The following is a 17,524-nucleotide window of genomic DNA, read 5'->3' as shown; positions in this document are numbered from 1 at the left end:
AGCGTTAAGGATTAACTACCATATCCTGGATTTTGGACCAGATTAGGGTTAAGTGAAAGCTGTACATATGGAATGGGCAGAAGGTTACGATTAGGGTCGTTGGTGGCTTCATGATCCCACCAGCTTCCCGCTGCAAACTCTCCGAACCGAATCATATCTGAGCGACGCTTGCCTTCAAAAATGAACTCTCTTCCGCGTTCTTCAAGCAGCTCCTCCATGGTAAGGCTAGCCGTGGTATATTGGGCCTGGGCCCAATCCGCTGCCGTATAGGCTCTTATTCGGCACTGATTGACCAGCTGAACAGCCTCAGCGTTGGCTGTCCCTCCGTTTTGACGCATGAGGGCCTCGGCCTTATTGAAATAGATCTCGGTCAAGCGATAAATGACATAATCATTTTCCCAGTAATTTTCCTGATCCTTGGTACCAGATTGGTATTTATTGAATCTGGCTCCGCTGTTTTCATCACCTTCGGTCATACTTCCTTCTCCAGTGGCGCCTTCGCTATTTCTCCGAATGGAATTTACATAGACCAATTGTTGGCCTTCATATTCCTCGGTGGCCATGATAGGCTCATTTGTCCCATATTTAAATTGGGGACCAAAGAGAAACCACTCTTCCTTACGAAGGTCATTTTCACTATAGCTATCAAAGGCTGAGGGAATCACCACAAAGGCATTCCAACCGCTATAGGTTACATTAAGCGCTTCGGCCATATTTCCATACCCAAAATAAAATCCCGACCAGTTGAAGGTGAATCCTCCTTCACGGCTGAAGGCAAATTGAAATATATTTTCTGGAGAAAGGTGATTATCAGGACCAAAAGCCCCACGGATAGTTGGATCCAAAGCCATCGTTCCAGTGAGGCCTCCTCCTTCTCCATTGATCACCTTATCGCTATATTGGATGCATTGGTCCCACATAGCGGTCCCTTTGAATCGCTCAGCATTCAGGTATAGGTCAGAAAGCATGGCATAAGCCGTGGCCTTAGTTATCCTGCCCACCATCGCTTGAGATAGCGGCTCCAACTGTTCCATATTCTGGAGGATTTCTGCCTCCACAAAATCAAATACTTCCGACTGAGGGCTTGTAGAGGGGTTGATGGGCTCCGCTACGGTAGTGACTATCGGCACATTGCCCCAGAGGTCCATGATTTTCAGATAATGAAAAGCACGCAAGACCTTAAGCTCGGCAAATATGGCTTCTTTTTCCTGCTCTGTCATGCCTATTGCCTCAAAATCTATTCCCTCCAAATCACCTAGAACCGAATTTACATAGCCAAGACTTTCCCACATGGACGACCAAGCACTTCTTATTCGAGGCTCTTGCGAGGTCCAGGTATGGTAATGCATCCGAATATGATCACCACCATCATAACCATGTCGCCCCTTTTGAGGCCATGCGACTTGATCGGCAGACATTTCACTTTGATAATAAAAGCCAGCACCGCCGGTGGGGGCTAGCCAGGATTGCATCTTCGTATAGGGTCTTAGTACCCCCTGCATAACCTCAATCTCATTATTATAAAAATTATCCTTCGACAATTCGCTGTATATGGTTTCTTCCAAGTCCATACAGGCAGTTCCCCCGAGAAGTAAGACTGGACTTATCAGGGATGCTATTTTATTTATATATTTTTTCATGATTGTTCTTCTTTAAAATCCAACTTTTAGCCCCAGTGCAAATGACTTTGTTCTAGGATAGAACCCTCTACCGTCTATACCTGTATTAAATCCAACATCCTGTAATTCTGGATCTAAACCTGAATATCCGGTGATGGTCAGAAGGTTTCTGCCTGTTGCATATACCCTTAGATTTCTGAATACCTCGCTGTTTAAGGAGAAGTTATATCCTAAAGTCAGGTTATCAAGCTTGACAAAGCTGCCTTTTTCTAAGTAATAGTCGGAATATTGAGGATCATCATCCAGGTTATTATGTGTGGTAATTGCACTATTCAATAAATTGTTAGGCAACCATCTCTTGTTCCCAAAATAAAGGTCCTTGGTATTCAAAATATCATAACCAAATTTCCCTCTGAAGAACACCGTAAGGTCGAAGTTTTTATAAGTGAAGGTATTATTGATGGAGGCCATGTACTTTGGAACACCATTGCCAATCACCTGCAAATCCTCAGAGCTCATATCTCCGGCTCCGCCAATGCTACCGTCCGCCTTATAAAACTGCCATTTGCCATCTTCAGTAAATCCTGCAAAGCGTTTTCCATAGAAATTACCTACTTCTCCACCTTCTTCTACCCGGATGGCATTCCCGAGGTTACCCGGACTCGGAAGCCCGCCTTCTTCTATCCATGAAACTGTGAAAATATCATTCGATAGTGACTTTATATTGTTCCTTTGAGTATTGGCCGTCACATCCATTCTCCAGGAGAAATCCGCATTCTTGATAATGGTAGAAGTCAGGTAAAGCTCCACGCCTTTATTGGTCAAACTTCCCACATTCGTCAGGAGAGTACTTCTAACAAAAGACGGTTGCTGTGCCGAGTAATCGTATAATAAATCCACCGTTTCCCGGCTGTATAAATCCAATGAACCACCCAGTTTGTTTTGGAAGAGCAAGAAATCAAACCCTAAATTCCACTCTCGCTTTTTCTCCCATCTCAGATCAGGGTTAGGGTTTCTGGAATCCCCATAAGTTTGATAATATATCCCTCCTTGAGGATATACACCACCACCTGATAGGGTTACGATCGAATTGTAATTCCCTATTCCCTGATTACCTGTAACCCCATATCCTAAGCGGACTTTGAGGCTATTAATGGTGGAACTGGTAGATAGGAAGTCCTCTTGCGTAAGCTCCCAACCAGCAGAAATGGCTGGGAAATTACCCCATTTATGGTTATCTCCAAACCGTGATGATCCCTCACGACGTAAGGTGGCCTGGAAGAAGTACTTATCATCGTAAGAATAACTTGCTCGCGCAAAAAAGGCGATCAAGGTATTATCTTCTTTGAAGCTTCCCATTCCAGGTCGTGGCAAATTGGTATTATTAATAGCACTACCCGCACCTAGATTCCAATCCAAAAAGACGTCCGTGGTAAAGCCATTATTATTTACATTAAAAGTCTCCGTAGTAAAATACTGATAACTGTACCCGGCTATTGCATCCAGGGAGTGGACTCCATCAAATACCCTTTTATAATTCACGGTGGATTCAAAAGTATTCGAATAGTTTAGTGAATCAGACTTAGAGGCATAGCCCATCCCCTGATACTGAGAGGTCGGACGATTGGCAAAATCATTCATGGATTGATAATACCGGTCATTGGCATTGGTTCTTAAGTGGGCTCCAAAAGCAGAGACCTTCAAGCCTTCAATTATCTCATAACTCAGCCTAAGATCACCAGAAAAAGTTTGCTGATTACGCTCGTCAATTCTGTTAGCATATCTAGATAGCGGGTTATAATTATTATAAGCCTGAGTTTCTACGAAACTACCGTCAGCATTATAGATGGGAGCGGTAGGATTTCGCTGGATCGCCTGTTCAAAATCGCCAGTGCTTCCGCCAAGTCTATTGGCATCGCTAAAATTCACCGCCAAATTTGAGGCTACCGTTAAGCGATCATTGATGCCTGATTGATTGAAGTTGATTCTTCCACCAAACTGTCGCCTGTTATTCTCCACTGCTATACCTTCGGCTTCATTGAAATAGAAGGAAGCCCGATAGTTTGAGCTTTCTCCTCCACCAGATGCAGAAAAGTTATGGTATTGACTGAGGTTTTGCTTATTGAGCAATAACTCATACAAGTCGGTCTCATAACCCAAATCATTGGAAGGATCGATTAACCCTTGATCTATTAGGCCCTTAAATTCATTGGCGGTCAGGAAATCAGGTTTTTTGTCGACAAATTCTCTTTGGAAATAAGTCGAATAATTAAATACTGCATTTCCGGCCCGGCCTTTTTTGGTGGTAATCAGGATCACCCCGGCATTACCTCGAGTACCATAGATCGCAGCGGCAGATCCATCCTTCAATACGTCGAAAGACTCAATATCATCCTGCTGTAATAGATCCAGGCTTCCTCCTGGCACTCCATCAATTACGATCAGTGGACTGGTGGTCCCTTTGATGGAGGTCAAGCCTCGAAGCTGTATATCGGTATTCCCATTTGGATTGTTTCCTTGGGTTCTGGTGATATTCAGGCCTGCTACTTTCCCTTGGATCAATTCCATGGGAGATCTCACCCCACCCTGGACAAAATCATCCTCATTGACATTGGCTACGGAGGAGGTGATTTCTCGTTTCTTCTGTGAACCATAACCGATTACCACAAACTCCTCTAAAGACTTGGTGTCGGAAGCCAATTCTATAGTGAGCGCAGATTGTGATCCCACGGTGATTTCCTGTGTGGTCATGCCGATAAAGCTGAATATCAACACCGAATTATCTGAGGCTACATCGATGGAAAAATTTCCTTCCAAATCGGTTACAGTCCCATTTGTGGTGCCTTTTTCCAGAATAGAAACACCCGGGATTGGCTCGCCGGAATCATCTCTTACCACGCCTTTGACTTGCTTGGCAAGACGGCTTTTCGCATAAGGCTCAAGGTTGGGGACATGGTTTGGAAGAAAAGTCTCAGCGGTATTCGCAAAGCTCATACCTGTCAGTGCAGTAGAAAAAACAGCCGTTAATAGGCCAGTTCTAACCTGCCGAAAGCTAAAATTGCTGCAGAGGTGACTCCCTCTGACAACTAGTAATTTTTCTTTCATGTAATTTTGGGTTTTAGGTAAAACATACTTCTACTCAATGATGGAAAAAAATCATTTCCAATAAGCAGATCTTCTCAAAGCTAAACCCTTTTAGTAAATTGAAAAATAGAAATATGATCACTAGTAGGAAAGGAGAAATCTATAAACCTCGATCGTTTCAATTGTTATACACATAAAAGTTGTTCGCAATTGTAAAAAAACATTTCATAACAATAATTAGATAATACTATTTTTTCATTTTATAATTAAATTACCTAATACTATAATAATTCATTTCCCAAAAGCTTAAATTCTTGAATATTTAGCAAAAAAGTAAAGAAATGATGATTAGCGTGTATAAACTATAAAATACAAGCCAAAACCAACGCGAATAAGTAGCAATTATTTACATGAGTGGTTGATATCTGTTTTTTAAGGAAATAAAAATTAGTATAAATAACCATAAACTAGTAATAAAAAGTTATTATAAGTACAAATTTTAGCTCTTATAATTATAAAATAGGTCATCAATCCTATTACATTTTCACCAGAAGTACAGGCATAAAATATCAGCAAGGTCTAAGGAAGGCCTTGAAAATAGTAAAATTAACTTAAGAAAAGTGTTGATGGTTCTTAGCCTTTAACCTTTATTTGAGTGGACTCTCTTTCTTTTAATTCGGCATGAAGCACGATCTTCAAGGGTTCTCTTTTTTCTACAGGGGTATTGATCAGACTCAACATAGTCTGGATAAGTTGATTGGCAATTTCCTCCTTGGGCTGGACGATACTAGTGACTGAAGGAGTGCTGAACTTGAAGAATTCATTATCATCAAAAGCGATAACGGCCATATTCGCTGGCACCTTTATCCCCAATTGCTTTATTAGCTGCATGCCGCGCATGGCCAGATAGTTAGTAGCAAAGAAAACAGCGTCCATCTCAGGGGAATCCTCTATGAAAGCCTTCATGGCTTGCTCGGTTTCCTGTGAAGAATATGACTTATAAGGGATCGCCAGCACCTTTGGCTCCATATCATTTTGCTGACACATCTGATGATAAGCCTCTAGTCGATCATGCATTTGAGACTGATCTGAATCGATGGTTATGAAGCCAATATTTTTATTTCCCTGGGCCTGAAAAAGATCCAAGCCCTGCTTAGAGCCCTGGAAATTATCAATCACCACATGACTACAATTGACCTCAGGAAGATAACGATCAAATAGAACCAGGGGATTACGATCACCAGACATCTCCTCTACAAACTCGGATTCCAAGCCGAGAGGTGGAGTCAGGATATAACCGTCCACTTGCAAGTCTTTGAACATGCGGATTAATCCTTTGGTTTTTTCAGCATCATCATTGGTACTCACATAGATGATCTTATACCCCTCTTCATAGGCCTTATCCTCTATCATTTTGGCTATAGTCGCAAAAAATGGATTGGAGATATCCTCCACCATAAAAACAATGATATTGGACTTACCCGTCCGTAGGCTTTTGGCTAATTGGCTTGGCTGATAGCCTATCTCCTTGACATAGGCCTGGACTTTATCGATAAGTTTTTGGCTAATTCTATTTTCCTCAGCCTTTCCGTTCAGGACAAAAGATACGGTAGTGACAGATATATTTAACTCCTTGGCGATCGCCTTGATTGAGTGTCTCTTCTTTTGCATTCTTAATAATTAGTGGTTTGTTTCAGCAATACTAAAGGCTGGTAAAAATATGGTATGAACCAAATATAAACGATTTTGTCCAATAAAATAAGATTTAAAGCCTGCCAAATGGTATTTTTACACCTTTTACAATTAAATAACACCTAACCAGGTGCCTTTTTTGGGCGATTTGGGATCGATTTTAGCCGATATCATCATTTTAAGGTCATTTATTACGCCAATATATAAGTATTGCAATTGCTCATTTTTCTTAAATGGCGATATCACATCAGTCCACTCCTCCCCCGTAAGGGCACTTGATTGATTTCCCTTTCTTTAGATCATTAAATCAGGCAGTATGGAATTCCACCACTATGGCATTGAAATTTTCAGACCCAATCCTTCATAAACACAAAAAGAGGCTATCCAATGGATAACCTCTTAATTTATGGGAAACACCCCTGTTTGCTTTAGTATAAGATAACTATAACAGAGAGAATTTTAGGATTAATTTGCATCCCACCATACAGAATTCACCCAAGTATCACCACCCATATTTGAAATGGCATTTTTTAGGTTATCCGGATTAGTGGATGCTTCAGAACTCGGGTAAGGCTGACGTACCGGAATCATTCCCTGAGAGAAATTACCGCTATAGTCCACCGGGGTCAACACCGGGTATCCGGATCTCTTCCAGTTGTTCCAAGCCTCCACAAAATCAGCCAATAGGCTGGTCGTTGCCCAGATCTGCTCATTTATCATTTTGAGGGATGCCGCTTCAGAACTCGTATCTAGCGGGTTGGTAGCCACAAAGGCAGTTGCATCAGCCGCAGACACCACTCCACCATTGAACTTAGCTATGGTGCTCATCGCAGCGGATAAGCCATCAGCGTAGTGCTGAGCGGAAGTACCGCCTACATTATAACCTCTAATTAAGGCCTCTGCCATCAGGAATTTCACCTCAGCATAAGTCAATATAAAGTTAGGGGCATCTCTATCTCTGTAGATTGCGGTAGGTCTGGAATAGTTTCCAAGTGGTGTCGCATCCGCACCCGTACCGGTGGGTCCCGGATAATTTGGCTCAAGAGACACATCAGTTGATCCACCGTTGAGATCATATCCATTGGGTAATCCCGTCTGCAATGCAGGGGTATTATCGCCCGAGATATTACCATTTCTATTATTTATCAAACCTGCAGGCGGAACTTCTGCCACCACCGCGAGGCGTGGATCGTTATTGGATTTAAGGAAGTCGATCATTGTTTTTGACCAGCGAACCTCATATACATCTCCCACCACATTCAGCGCATTGGCACTAGAGTTAGAATAACCATTGGTTTGATCAGAGGCAAGAACTGCCTCATCAGCAATTGATGCAAATACACCACCAGCAACTGCCTTTTCCACATAGGTTTTGGCGGTTGTTGCATCCGCATCAACGAGCCTCATGGCCATGCGTAACATAAGGGAATATCCGAATTTTTTCCATTTAGTCAGATCGCCAGCATATAGCACATCATTGGTAATGGCATCCTGAGCTGCATTCAGACCGGTAATTGCCGCATCCAAATCTGCCAACATTGCCGGATATAAGGATGACTGTTGGTCATACGTTGGACGAGTGATGCCTTCCGTGGCTTGGAAAGCCTCCGAATAAGGTATATCACCATAAATATCCGTCACATAAGCCAAGGTCAAGACCTTCATAATGGTACCCACATGGTTCAAATTAGGCTTATTCTTAGTAAGTGCCAATTCTTGCATTTGGGACAACTGTGAGGCATTACCATAACCCACATTCCAAGCACTCTGGATATAACTATTAGTACTTCCAGAAACTACATACTTATCACCATTTGAATAGTAATTGGCATTTCCGGTAGAAGTCGAGGCCAGGGCTTGGATCCACATAGACTGGAACAGAATAGCACCTGTATAACCCGTGGTAAGGTTGCTATAGTTTTTCTGAGCTGTAGGCAGGATCAGAGATGGGTCAAATAGAGCACCATCTGCCTTATTGGGATCAGTATTGATCTCCTCAAAGTTGCTATCACAAGCCGACACCACCAGGATCAGCCCTGTAAGGAATAAACTTATATATCTTTTCATATTTAGTTCAATTTAAAGTTCAGGTTAAACCCGTAAGATCTGGTACTTGGTAAGCTGGTACCTTCTATACCTGTATAGTTAATATTAGAGCCAAAGGAAGCCTCTGGGTCTATATTCTCAGCCTTTCTCATCAGGAATGCTAAGTTTCTAGCTACAAAAGAGATGTCAAGTCCTTTAAGAACAGGAGTACTAGCAAACCACTCTGCAGGTAAGGAATACCCAAGCGTAAGCTGTCTAAGTTTAATAAAATCACCATCGACTACACTGGTACTGGTTACGTTATTCGCTAAACCTGCATAATATGCCTCCGCTGAGGCTGTGATTCCATTAGTGGTTACTCCATCTTCTCTTCCCTCAAGGGTAGTCTGGTGCAATCCTCTAGTGCGGGAATAGTACTCAGTGGCGGACAGCACTTTATTTCCAAAGTTATAATCAACTAATACACCCAGGTTAAAACGCTTATAATTGATTTCGTTATTCCATCCTCCATACAAGGTTGGTAATACAGAACCCCAATTCTTCAATTCTCCTTTAAGCGGAACCCCTGACTCATCCACCATGATGCTACCATCACTTGCATATGCATAATCATAAGCTCTTATCTGAGGTCCGGCTTCACCTACCACATAGGCAGTCGTCGCATTTCCTAAAGTCGCTCGGTTTTGACCTAAAGAAACAGGGTTATTATTTAAATCTGTACTCAACACCTCATTTTTCACGCTGGTCAAGTTAAAGGAACTGACCCATGAAATTGCTGAAGTTTGCACAGGAGTACCTGAAACCAATACCTCCAGGCCTTTATTGGAGGTAGATCCAGTCGCAACCAAGGCAGAACTAAAACCTGAAGTAATACTATAATCGGCCCTCATGATTTCATCATGAGAGGTTTTGGTAAAATAAGCCAGATCGAATGTCAACCTATTGTCAAGGAAAGACAAATCCATACCAATTTCAAACTCACTAGTCGTAAACGGCTTCAAGTCCAAATTAGGAAGTGAAGAAGGCGCTGATCCTGAAGGAACATTCAGGTAAGAGTTTTGAGAGCTATAATAAAATTTAGTCTGATAAGCATCAAAAGGCTCTCCACTGGTCACTGCATAGGAAGTTCTCAGTTTACCAAACTCCAAAGCATCCCAATTAATCAACTGATCAAAGACAAAAGCCATCGTCACAGAAGGAGAGAAAATGCTATTATTCGATAGAGGTAAGGTGCTATAGACGTCATAACGGCCAGTGGTCGTCAGAGTCAACAGACTCTTATATCCAAAACCTAATGAATAATATGCAGAGTGAACTTCTCTTTCATCATAAACTAAACTATTATTATTTCTATTAAATAATTCAGTGTTATAAGGAGAGTATAAATAAGGTAATACAAATCTGCTACCATTCAAGCCAATAGATTCATACTTATTTTTCCTCATATTCACCCCGGCGATACCATCTAAATTAAAATCCTCTGAAAGATCAAATTGAGCACCGATAATCCCGTCAATATTCATTTCAGATCGAGAGGACTGCCCCCTGGCACTCAATGCTCCTTGGAGGTTGGCGGTATATGCCAAGCCATAAGGCTCTATATTATTTACCTTATCATTGGAGATATCATTCCCCATGCGTACCAATGCGTATATTTTCTTAGTGAAGTTATACTTGGCGGAAAGGGAAGAAATAGTTCTTGCACGATCCTGGTCATTAATTCCCTTGGCAGTAATAAAGTAAGGATTCGTCACATATATATCATCACTAAACACAGTTTCTGCACCCGTAACCGGATCATAACCTGGAGCAAAGATATTATGATCGATATTAGGAGCTAAGAACATGAAGTTGTTAGGGTTCCTAGGACCATCACTTAGGTTAGGGATATTATCTGCTTTTTGGTCAATATAATTGACCATGGCATTGACAGTAAGCTTATCGGTAATATTCTGGTCCACATTCAGGTTGATGGTGGTCCTGTTTACACTACTGTTTGGCACAATAGAATTGGCTGCCAAATTAGAAAATGATAATCTAAAAGAACCATCATCTCCCAATCCCTTAGATAAGGACACCGAGTTGGTGATATTGGTACCTGTTCTGTAGAAATCGATATAACTTTCATTGGCTGGCGAATAGGCATATTGGTTTCCATCAAAACCTATAACCTGAGAGCCATCCATTTTAGCACCCCAAGCCAATCGACCTGTGGTCTGTGCAGCATCTGCCGTAGTAGGCTTTTGCCCACCTGTACCTTGACCATATACTTTTTGGAAATTAGTATAATCAACTGCCTTTTCGGCCATGAAGTTCATGGTATAGTTCACTCCCCAATCTCCACCTTTTTTACCTTTTTTTGTGGTAATTAAGATAACGCCATTGGAGGCTCTTGAGCCATAAAGGGCAGAAGCAGCCTGGCCTTTAAGGACAGTCATGGATTCGATATCATCAGGACTTAGGTTTCCGATACCATCGCCATTATCACTACCACCCCATTGTCCAGCGGCTCCACGTTGGGTATTATCCATTGGGACACCATTGATCACATAGAGAGGAGAACCTGTTCCACTGATACTTGGCAAACCTCGAAGGGTGACTTTAGCAGTTCCACCTGGACCTGAATTGGTACCTTTCACCACTAATCCGGCCACTCGCCCAGCCAGTGAATTGGCCACGTTGGTTTCTCGAGCCTTATTTAGAGTCTCGCTATTTACTTCGGTAATAGCATATCCTAGCGTTTGCTTATCTTTGGATATACCTAGGGCGGTCACCACCACTTCCCCAAGATCCTCAGCATCCTGAGAGAGGGAAATATTAATGGAAGTTTTGCCCTGTACCGATACTTCCTCGGTGGTGTATCCTATAAAGGAATAAACCAAGGTAGCATTTGAGGGAACATTAGTCAGCGTGTAATTGCCATCTAGATCCGAAGATGTTCCTGTAGTTGTACCTTTAATAAATACATTGACTCCAGGAATTCCCTCACCAGTGTCTGCATCTCTCACGACGCCGGAGACCGACAGCCCTGAGGACGTTTGCGCATTGGCCATCATGGCCAAGCCTCCTGACAACACCATGATAAACATGGCTAGTAGAATTTTTCTCATAAAACATAGGGTTAAAGTTAAACAGGGTACTTATATACTTTCAATTACTCCCAAATACAGTTGAGGCAAAAGGTACAGCACTGAGGGTGAATTCACGCTGCCTCCCCACCTTGCTTGTCATTTGAAAGACCAATCATTATAAACGGATTTTTATCAATTTGAAACACCCATAAGGCATTTAATCGGTATTTCCGCTAATACAATTTAAATATATGCATTTGACTTCAATAACAAAAAAATTGTTTGTTTTTTTATTATACCTCCAACAAAAAATCTATATTTTAGGTAATTCAAACTATAATTAATCGATTTTTTCCATTAATACGCAATCAGTAGGTATAATATTTTTACAAACTAATGATGTGTTTGCCAAAAATACTTCTTAATCCGGCTCTTCTACCCGTGTAAATTTCTAATTCCCAATTACTTATAAGCACTCCGCACTTTTATAAAATTTCTACTCTGTCAAATCACCCTTTAGAGTCTATTAAATCTATTTAGCAAAAAATTACCGCTAGTGAGCGCAGTAAACCTGGTGCAGGTTGGAACAGTTTTAGCTAACTGCTCTAAAACAAACCTATAATTACCCGAAGACGTACCATTCTAATAAGAGATTAGAAACTATAACTAACGACTACAAGTCCATTGATGTAGCCTTAATAGATAAGGAATATCACCCAAAAGTTGTAGTCATCGCTTAAAAAGTTGTAGTCATCGCTTAAAAGCCTGGTTTCAAAATGGGCGATTTCAGCATAAACCAACCAAGCACCCCAAATAAACTTTAAATCACAGCATTATGAACAAGATGAAACTAACAAATTGGTTGGGAGTAAGTTTACTAGCAATAGTAATGACAATAGCCTTGTATCCCTCTACTTCCAAAGCAGAAAACCATAACGGAATTTCTTTTCAGGTATTTTATGACGAACTCTCTCCCTATGGAGATTGGATGCAACATCCACAATATGGGTATATCTGGTTACCTTATGTAAACCAAGGGTTCCATCCATATGGTACAGAAGGCTACTGGGTAATGTCCGAATATGGAAATACTTGGGTGTCCGATTACCAATGGGGATGGGCGGCATTTCATTATGGAAGATGGATGTATGACGACTATTTCGGCTGGGCATGGGTTCCTGGCTATGAATGGGGACCTGCCTGGGTAAATTGGCGATCAGGAGGAGGATACTATGGATGGGCACCATTGGGGCCTGGAATATCCGTAAATATCAGCCTTAACATCCCTAATTCGCATTGGGTATTTGTTCCACAAAGGAGATTCATGCACCGTCATGTGTACCGCTATTATCCCTCCAGAAGAAATGTGGTAAATATCTATCAGCACACTACCATCATTACTAATACCGTCGTCTATAATAATAGAAGATATATTGGAGGACCAGACAGAAGAGAAATTGAGCGCTATACCCGTCATCAGGTTCCTGTTCGGAGAATTAGCCCTTCAAGGGAACCAGGTCGATCAAAGGTAAGCAAATCGTCTTTGGCCGTATATCAGCCTTCTTTACGCCCATCAGGTAATAATAGGAATGACTCGGCCAGGCCTTCCAGAACCATCACTTCCTCCCAGGCGAGGACAAGTAGAAGCAATGCCGTGCGTGGAAGCTCTGGAAGTTCTAATCAAAATGGAACCACCACTAATCCTTACAGACCATCCTCCAGAGAAACCAGAACCTCCCCTGCTACGAATACCAGAGGAAGTGCTGGCAACTCGGGCAATACCAGTCCTCGACAGTCAGATCGGACAGATCAGACAAATCAAGGAGCTAGACCTACCAATTCCCCATCCCGAAATGCCAGCCCAAGCAGCAGTAGGAATGAATCAAATGCAAGCAGAGGTAGCTCATCTACTCCTAGGACATCTGCCACCGAGGCCCCTGCGACGAGGACGCCCAATAGCAGGACTCCATCGAACAGGACTATAAGTACTGGCAGTAGGTCTAACACAGGGACCAGTCCTTCTGTAAGGCAAAACAGTTCTTCGAGCTCTTCCAGGGTAAAAACCACCAGCACGCCAAATAGACAGAGCTCTACAACCCAGCCCTCCAGCAGGACAAAAAGCAGCACCACCAGCTCTCCTCGTAGCAGCACAACTAGCAGCAGGTCAAATGAAAGCAGTTCAGAATCCACTAGCACGAGCAGGAGTAAAAGAGGTAACCAATAATACTTGAAATAAGAAAAAAATCAACAAATTTGGTTTTTTTCACCTATAAACGAACAGAGTGGCCTATTATTTGCTAATAACACTATCAGAATACAAAAGGTATTAAATGTTTGGCAAGACTAAAAGCTGAATACAATTTTGACAAGAAATTCGATTGATTCGATATATAATATTAATGTTAGGTGATAGATTACTGAAAGCATGGCCGGAAGTCTGGTCATGCTTTTTTCCTCTTTCAACTAGCTAAAAAAATTCAATTATAAATCTGGAAAGATCTAAAATAGTGTGAGAAAATACCCAAGCCGAGGAGGCTGGAAATAGATTCTAAAACTCCATTGGTGAGATTAGGTTTTGCTACTAAAAAGTCATCATAATCCACCTTAGCATAGTCCTACACTTGGAATGTTGCTCACAAATTAAATTTTAAATCTTCCTCTTATAAGTATTGAAAACTAAATAAACTCCCTATATTCACGTTTTTAAAGACATAAACTAAATTATCAAACACTATGAGTAGATTCACTGAAGTAAAAGAACTGATTGATTCTCTTGAAGAAGATTTCACCAAGTTTTACGAAAAAGGAAACAAAGCAGCTGGTACTAGAGTTAGAAACGGCATGCAGGCGATCAAAACTTTGGCTCAGGACATCAGAAAAGAAGTTACTGACCGTAAGAATTCAGGAAATTAATTCCTAAAGATCTAAATAAGATTTTAGAAAAACACCATTGGATCGTTCCTATGGTGTTTTTTTATGCCCTTTCCTTTCCTATGGCTTGCTTAGAAGTACTCATTCATTGTATGAGTAAGGCTCGTTTTAATTACTGATTTCTGGTCAAAAACCCCCAGTTCAATTCCCTAGCAAAACATCCTGGTGGATGGGAATTAAGTCCCATATCAATAAATTACCTGATCAGCAGGATCAAAAATTCATATTAACCACTTTCAAAAACCACCTATTTTGGCACTAAATCCTCCATCATTAATTAAAGCCATATATGCCTTATTTTCTAGTATTAGTTGAATTTCGTAATTAAATAGGGAAAATAAATTATCGGGTAATACACCTTCTTATAGTGCAATAATAGAAGAATAAAAAAAAAGGTATGCCGACATAAATCTTTGGAAGATCTCCATCAGCATACCTCAATATACAATCCCTGCCTTTTATAGTGAAAGCCGGAGGGAGTTGACAATTAAAATCTTATAATTTCCTAATTTCAATATTCTTAAACTTCACCATAGATCCATGACCAAGGAAGCCAATATGACCTGATTTATTGAATAAGCCAGGATGATCCTTCCCATCAGGCATACCGTTTTTGGTGGCCTTGCGGATATTACCTTCCAATATTACCTTACCATTCAGGATTACTTTAATATCATCTCCTTTGGCTATCACTTCCTGCTGATTCCACTCCCCTACATTCTTCTGAAAACCCCGCTTGGCAGGAATAATACCATATACTGAGCCATGGTATTGGTACTCCTTAAGGTCGGCATACATAGAAGAAGAATTGTCGAGGATCTGCAGCTCCATGCCCACATAGGCGGCATCGCCCTTGAGTGGAGTCCTGATGCCGAGTCCATTATTGGCTCCAGGACTTAGGAGAAACTCAAATTTAAGGTGAAAATCGGCATACTCCTCCTCTGTGTATAAGTTGCCATTTCCTCCCTTATCCGGACGTATGACCAGCAGCCCATCCTCTACTTGATAGTCCACCTTATTGCCTACCCAGCCATCAAGGTCTTTTCCATTAAAAAGTGAAACAAATTTAGCCTTGGGGACCATCCCTGAGGCAGCTGTTAGCAAAACGATTGAAAAAGCATACAAGCCTATTCGATATAAAAACTCCTTATTTTTCATACTACGCTTATTTTATTTCTATAAAACTACTATAAATCCGATCTCATCCCATTTTTCTGAGTAATATATGGTTTTATCTCACTAAAAAGGCTGGTTACAGGGCCCAAGGAACTGCAACCAGCCTCTGAAATTACAAAAAACACCTATCCAAATCCTTCACTATTATAAGGTGGGGTCAAATGTCCCTCCCCAATCCATATTTTGCTCTAGATTTGGATTTCGATCGATTACTTCTTTTTGAATGGGGAAGAAATAATAGGTGTCTGGTACCACGCTAGTCTGCACTCCAGACCGGGGGACCTGCAAGATAGAATACCTAAAATCCTCCTCTACCAACTCATAGTTGATGGCCATCTGTCTGGCCAGGCTAAGAGGCATATCAGACCCATCCTCATTCACTGTTATAGATTCTACCCCATGCTTGGTCTGTCCATCCAGTCTATCCAGCATCCGCAACCTTCTCAAATCCCAGAATCGATGGCCTTCAAAACACAATTCGATATTTCGCTCTGCCAAAATAGCTTCTCTCATCGTAGCCCTATCAGTTGCCACAATGCCATAATTACCATCCGCTCCCGGCTCTATTCCTGCTCGCTCACGGATACGCTTCAGCAATTCCAAAGCGGTACCCCTATCCCCAGTTTCGTTGGCTGCTTCGGCATAATTAAGCATAAGCTCCGCAAATCTCATCAGCACAAAGTCCACATCATATTGCTGTACTTCCGCCTGAGTGAGCTCCAAGAGGCTATTTTTAAGTATGAAGAACCCGGTATATCGATCCAGATTGGTACTATTAGTCTGAGCGGCAGGATTGATCCCAAAATCATCCAGCTCATGAGCTATGCCTAGCGCTGTATACTGACGCTTATCTGCCTTGCCAGATACAGGATAGGGTTTGCCTGCCCATACGATGGATTTCTCAAATCGTGGATCTCTATTCTTCCAATAATTCTGAAGAAACTCCTCCTCAGACATGGCATATTTGCCCGTAGGGTCATCATAGCGCTTACCGTCCCTCATAGGGAAATCCTGAATGAATTCCCAGGTGGGGGTGGCATTGGCAGGACCACGGCTTTCTGAGCCCGGCCTTACCCCATGGTCCCAGCCTGCGGTTTTATTAGGATAATTATTTATCACTGAAAAAATGATCTCTTTGTTCCCTTCCTCCAGGGCAATTTTGCTATAATCGTCCAATAAATCATGTCCATTGGCCATGAGCGTCTCATAAGCTGCCTTATTGGCGACATAGGCGTCCAGCCAGTAGGGATTGTCCCAGGGCTGAGAGGGGTTAAACTGTGGTGAGGCTTTGTACAGTAATACTTTTGCCTTAAATGCCAAGGCAAAATCTCTGTCAATTTTCCCATGATCTCCGCTGGAGGAGCTGATATGTGCCGGTAATAAGTCGATGGCCTGATCAAGGTCTTCTATCAAGAAATCAAAACATTCTTCCGAAGAATTTCTAGGCACATACAATTCGTCCTCATAGCGATCCTGGGGCACTTTGATATAGGGGACCCCTCCATGGTAAGTGACCATCTCAAAATATCTATAGGCCCGCATAAATAAGGCTTGGCCTAATATTTCTCCTTTGGTATCCTCATCCATCGATCCTAAATTCACATCCTGAATAGCCTGATTGATCAACCGAATGATATTATAATTCCAACTCTTATAATCGGAATTACTGATGGTGATCCTATCTGCATACCATTCGATACCTGCGATCTGCTGACTGGACCTATCCAGCGTCGAATTCCAATTGCCAAACATCTGATAAAGGTTGGCCATATAGGCGGTTGCAAGGTTTTCATCATTCCAGATATCTTCGGGCTTATAGTGCTCAATATCTTCTATGTCCAGCACATCCGAACAAGCACTGAGTCCCAAAATCAAAGCGAGTATATAGATTAAATTTTTCATTGT

The 17,524-nt window shown here is 41.7% G+C and carries 9 protein-coding genes; 2 read left to right on the top strand and 7 right to left on the bottom strand.

The window, feature by feature from the left end; genetic code table 11:
• Positions 1-11: 11 nt before the first annotated feature.
• The 5 genes from B050_RS0114335 to B050_RS0114315 all read right to left on the bottom strand — a co-directional run bounded on the left by B050_RS0114335 (position 12) and on the right by B050_RS0114315 (position 11,551).
• Positions 12-1,640 (bottom strand): RagB/SusD family nutrient uptake outer membrane protein, encoded by a 1,629-nt coding sequence (locus tag B050_RS0114335; RefSeq protein ID WP_018474627.1) that lies wholly within the window; start codon positions 1,638-1,640, stop codon positions 12-14.
• Positions 1,641-1,652: 12 nt separating this feature from the next.
• Positions 1,653-4,724 (bottom strand): SusC/RagA family TonB-linked outer membrane protein, encoded by a 3,072-nt coding sequence (locus B050_RS0114330; protein ID WP_018474626.1) that lies wholly within the window; start codon positions 4,722-4,724, stop codon positions 1,653-1,655.
• Positions 4,725-5,336: 612 nt separating this feature from the next.
• Positions 5,337-6,374 carry a LacI family DNA-binding transcriptional regulator gene (locus B050_RS0114325; RefSeq protein WP_018474625.1) on the bottom strand — a complete coding sequence of 346 codons (1,038 nt, stop codon included), beginning with the start codon at positions 6,372-6,374 and terminating at the stop codon, positions 5,337-5,339.
• Between the two features lie 486 nt (positions 6,375-6,860).
• Positions 6,861-8,462 (bottom strand): SusD/RagB family nutrient-binding outer membrane lipoprotein, encoded by a 1,602-nt coding sequence (locus B050_RS0114320; RefSeq protein WP_018474624.1) that lies wholly within the window; start codon positions 8,460-8,462, stop codon positions 6,861-6,863.
• A gap of 2 nt (positions 8,463-8,464) precedes the next feature.
• Positions 8,465-11,551, bottom strand: a complete 3,087-nt coding sequence (locus B050_RS0114315) for a SusC/RagA family TonB-linked outer membrane protein (protein ID WP_026235904.1) — start codon at positions 11,549-11,551, stop codon at positions 8,465-8,467.
• 850 nt (positions 11,552-12,401) lie between these two features.
• On the opposite strand from B050_RS0114315, the gene B050_RS0114310 reads away from it, so the two are divergent.
• Together B050_RS0114310 and B050_RS0114305 are read left to right on the top strand one after the other, a co-directional pair.
• A complete protein-coding gene (locus B050_RS0114310) occupies positions 12,402-13,736 on the top strand; it encodes a DUF6600 domain-containing protein (RefSeq protein WP_157492816.1) in 1,335 nt (444 codons plus the stop codon).
• A 509-nt stretch (positions 13,737-14,245) separates the two neighbouring features.
• The gene (locus tag B050_RS0114305; RefSeq protein ID WP_018474621.1) at positions 14,246-14,425 is read left to right on the top strand and encodes a hypothetical protein; all 180 of its coding nucleotides are present in this window, start codon (positions 14,246-14,248) and stop codon (positions 14,423-14,425) included.
• 513 nt (positions 14,426-14,938) lie between these two features.
• Here B050_RS0114305 and B050_RS0114300 read toward each other — a convergent pair.
• Together B050_RS0114300 and B050_RS0114295 are read right to left on the bottom strand one after the other, a co-directional pair.
• Positions 14,939-15,601, bottom strand: a complete 663-nt coding sequence (locus tag B050_RS0114300; RefSeq protein ID WP_018474619.1) for a 3-keto-disaccharide hydrolase — start codon at positions 15,599-15,601, stop codon at positions 14,939-14,941.
• Positions 15,602-15,763: 162 nt separating this feature from the next.
• Positions 15,764-17,521: a RagB/SusD family nutrient uptake outer membrane protein gene (locus tag B050_RS0114295; RefSeq protein ID WP_026235902.1), complete on the bottom strand. Its 1,758-nt coding sequence runs from the start codon at positions 17,519-17,521 to the stop codon at positions 15,764-15,766.
• Between the last annotated feature and the right edge of the window lie 3 nt (positions 17,522-17,524).

Source organism: Echinicola pacifica DSM 19836, assembly GCF_000373245.1.
GTDB lineage: Bacteria > Bacteroidota > Bacteroidia > Cytophagales > Cyclobacteriaceae > Echinicola > Echinicola pacifica.
Note: the sequence above shows the minus strand (reverse complement) of the source record. Positions and strands in the feature narration are given on the sequence as shown.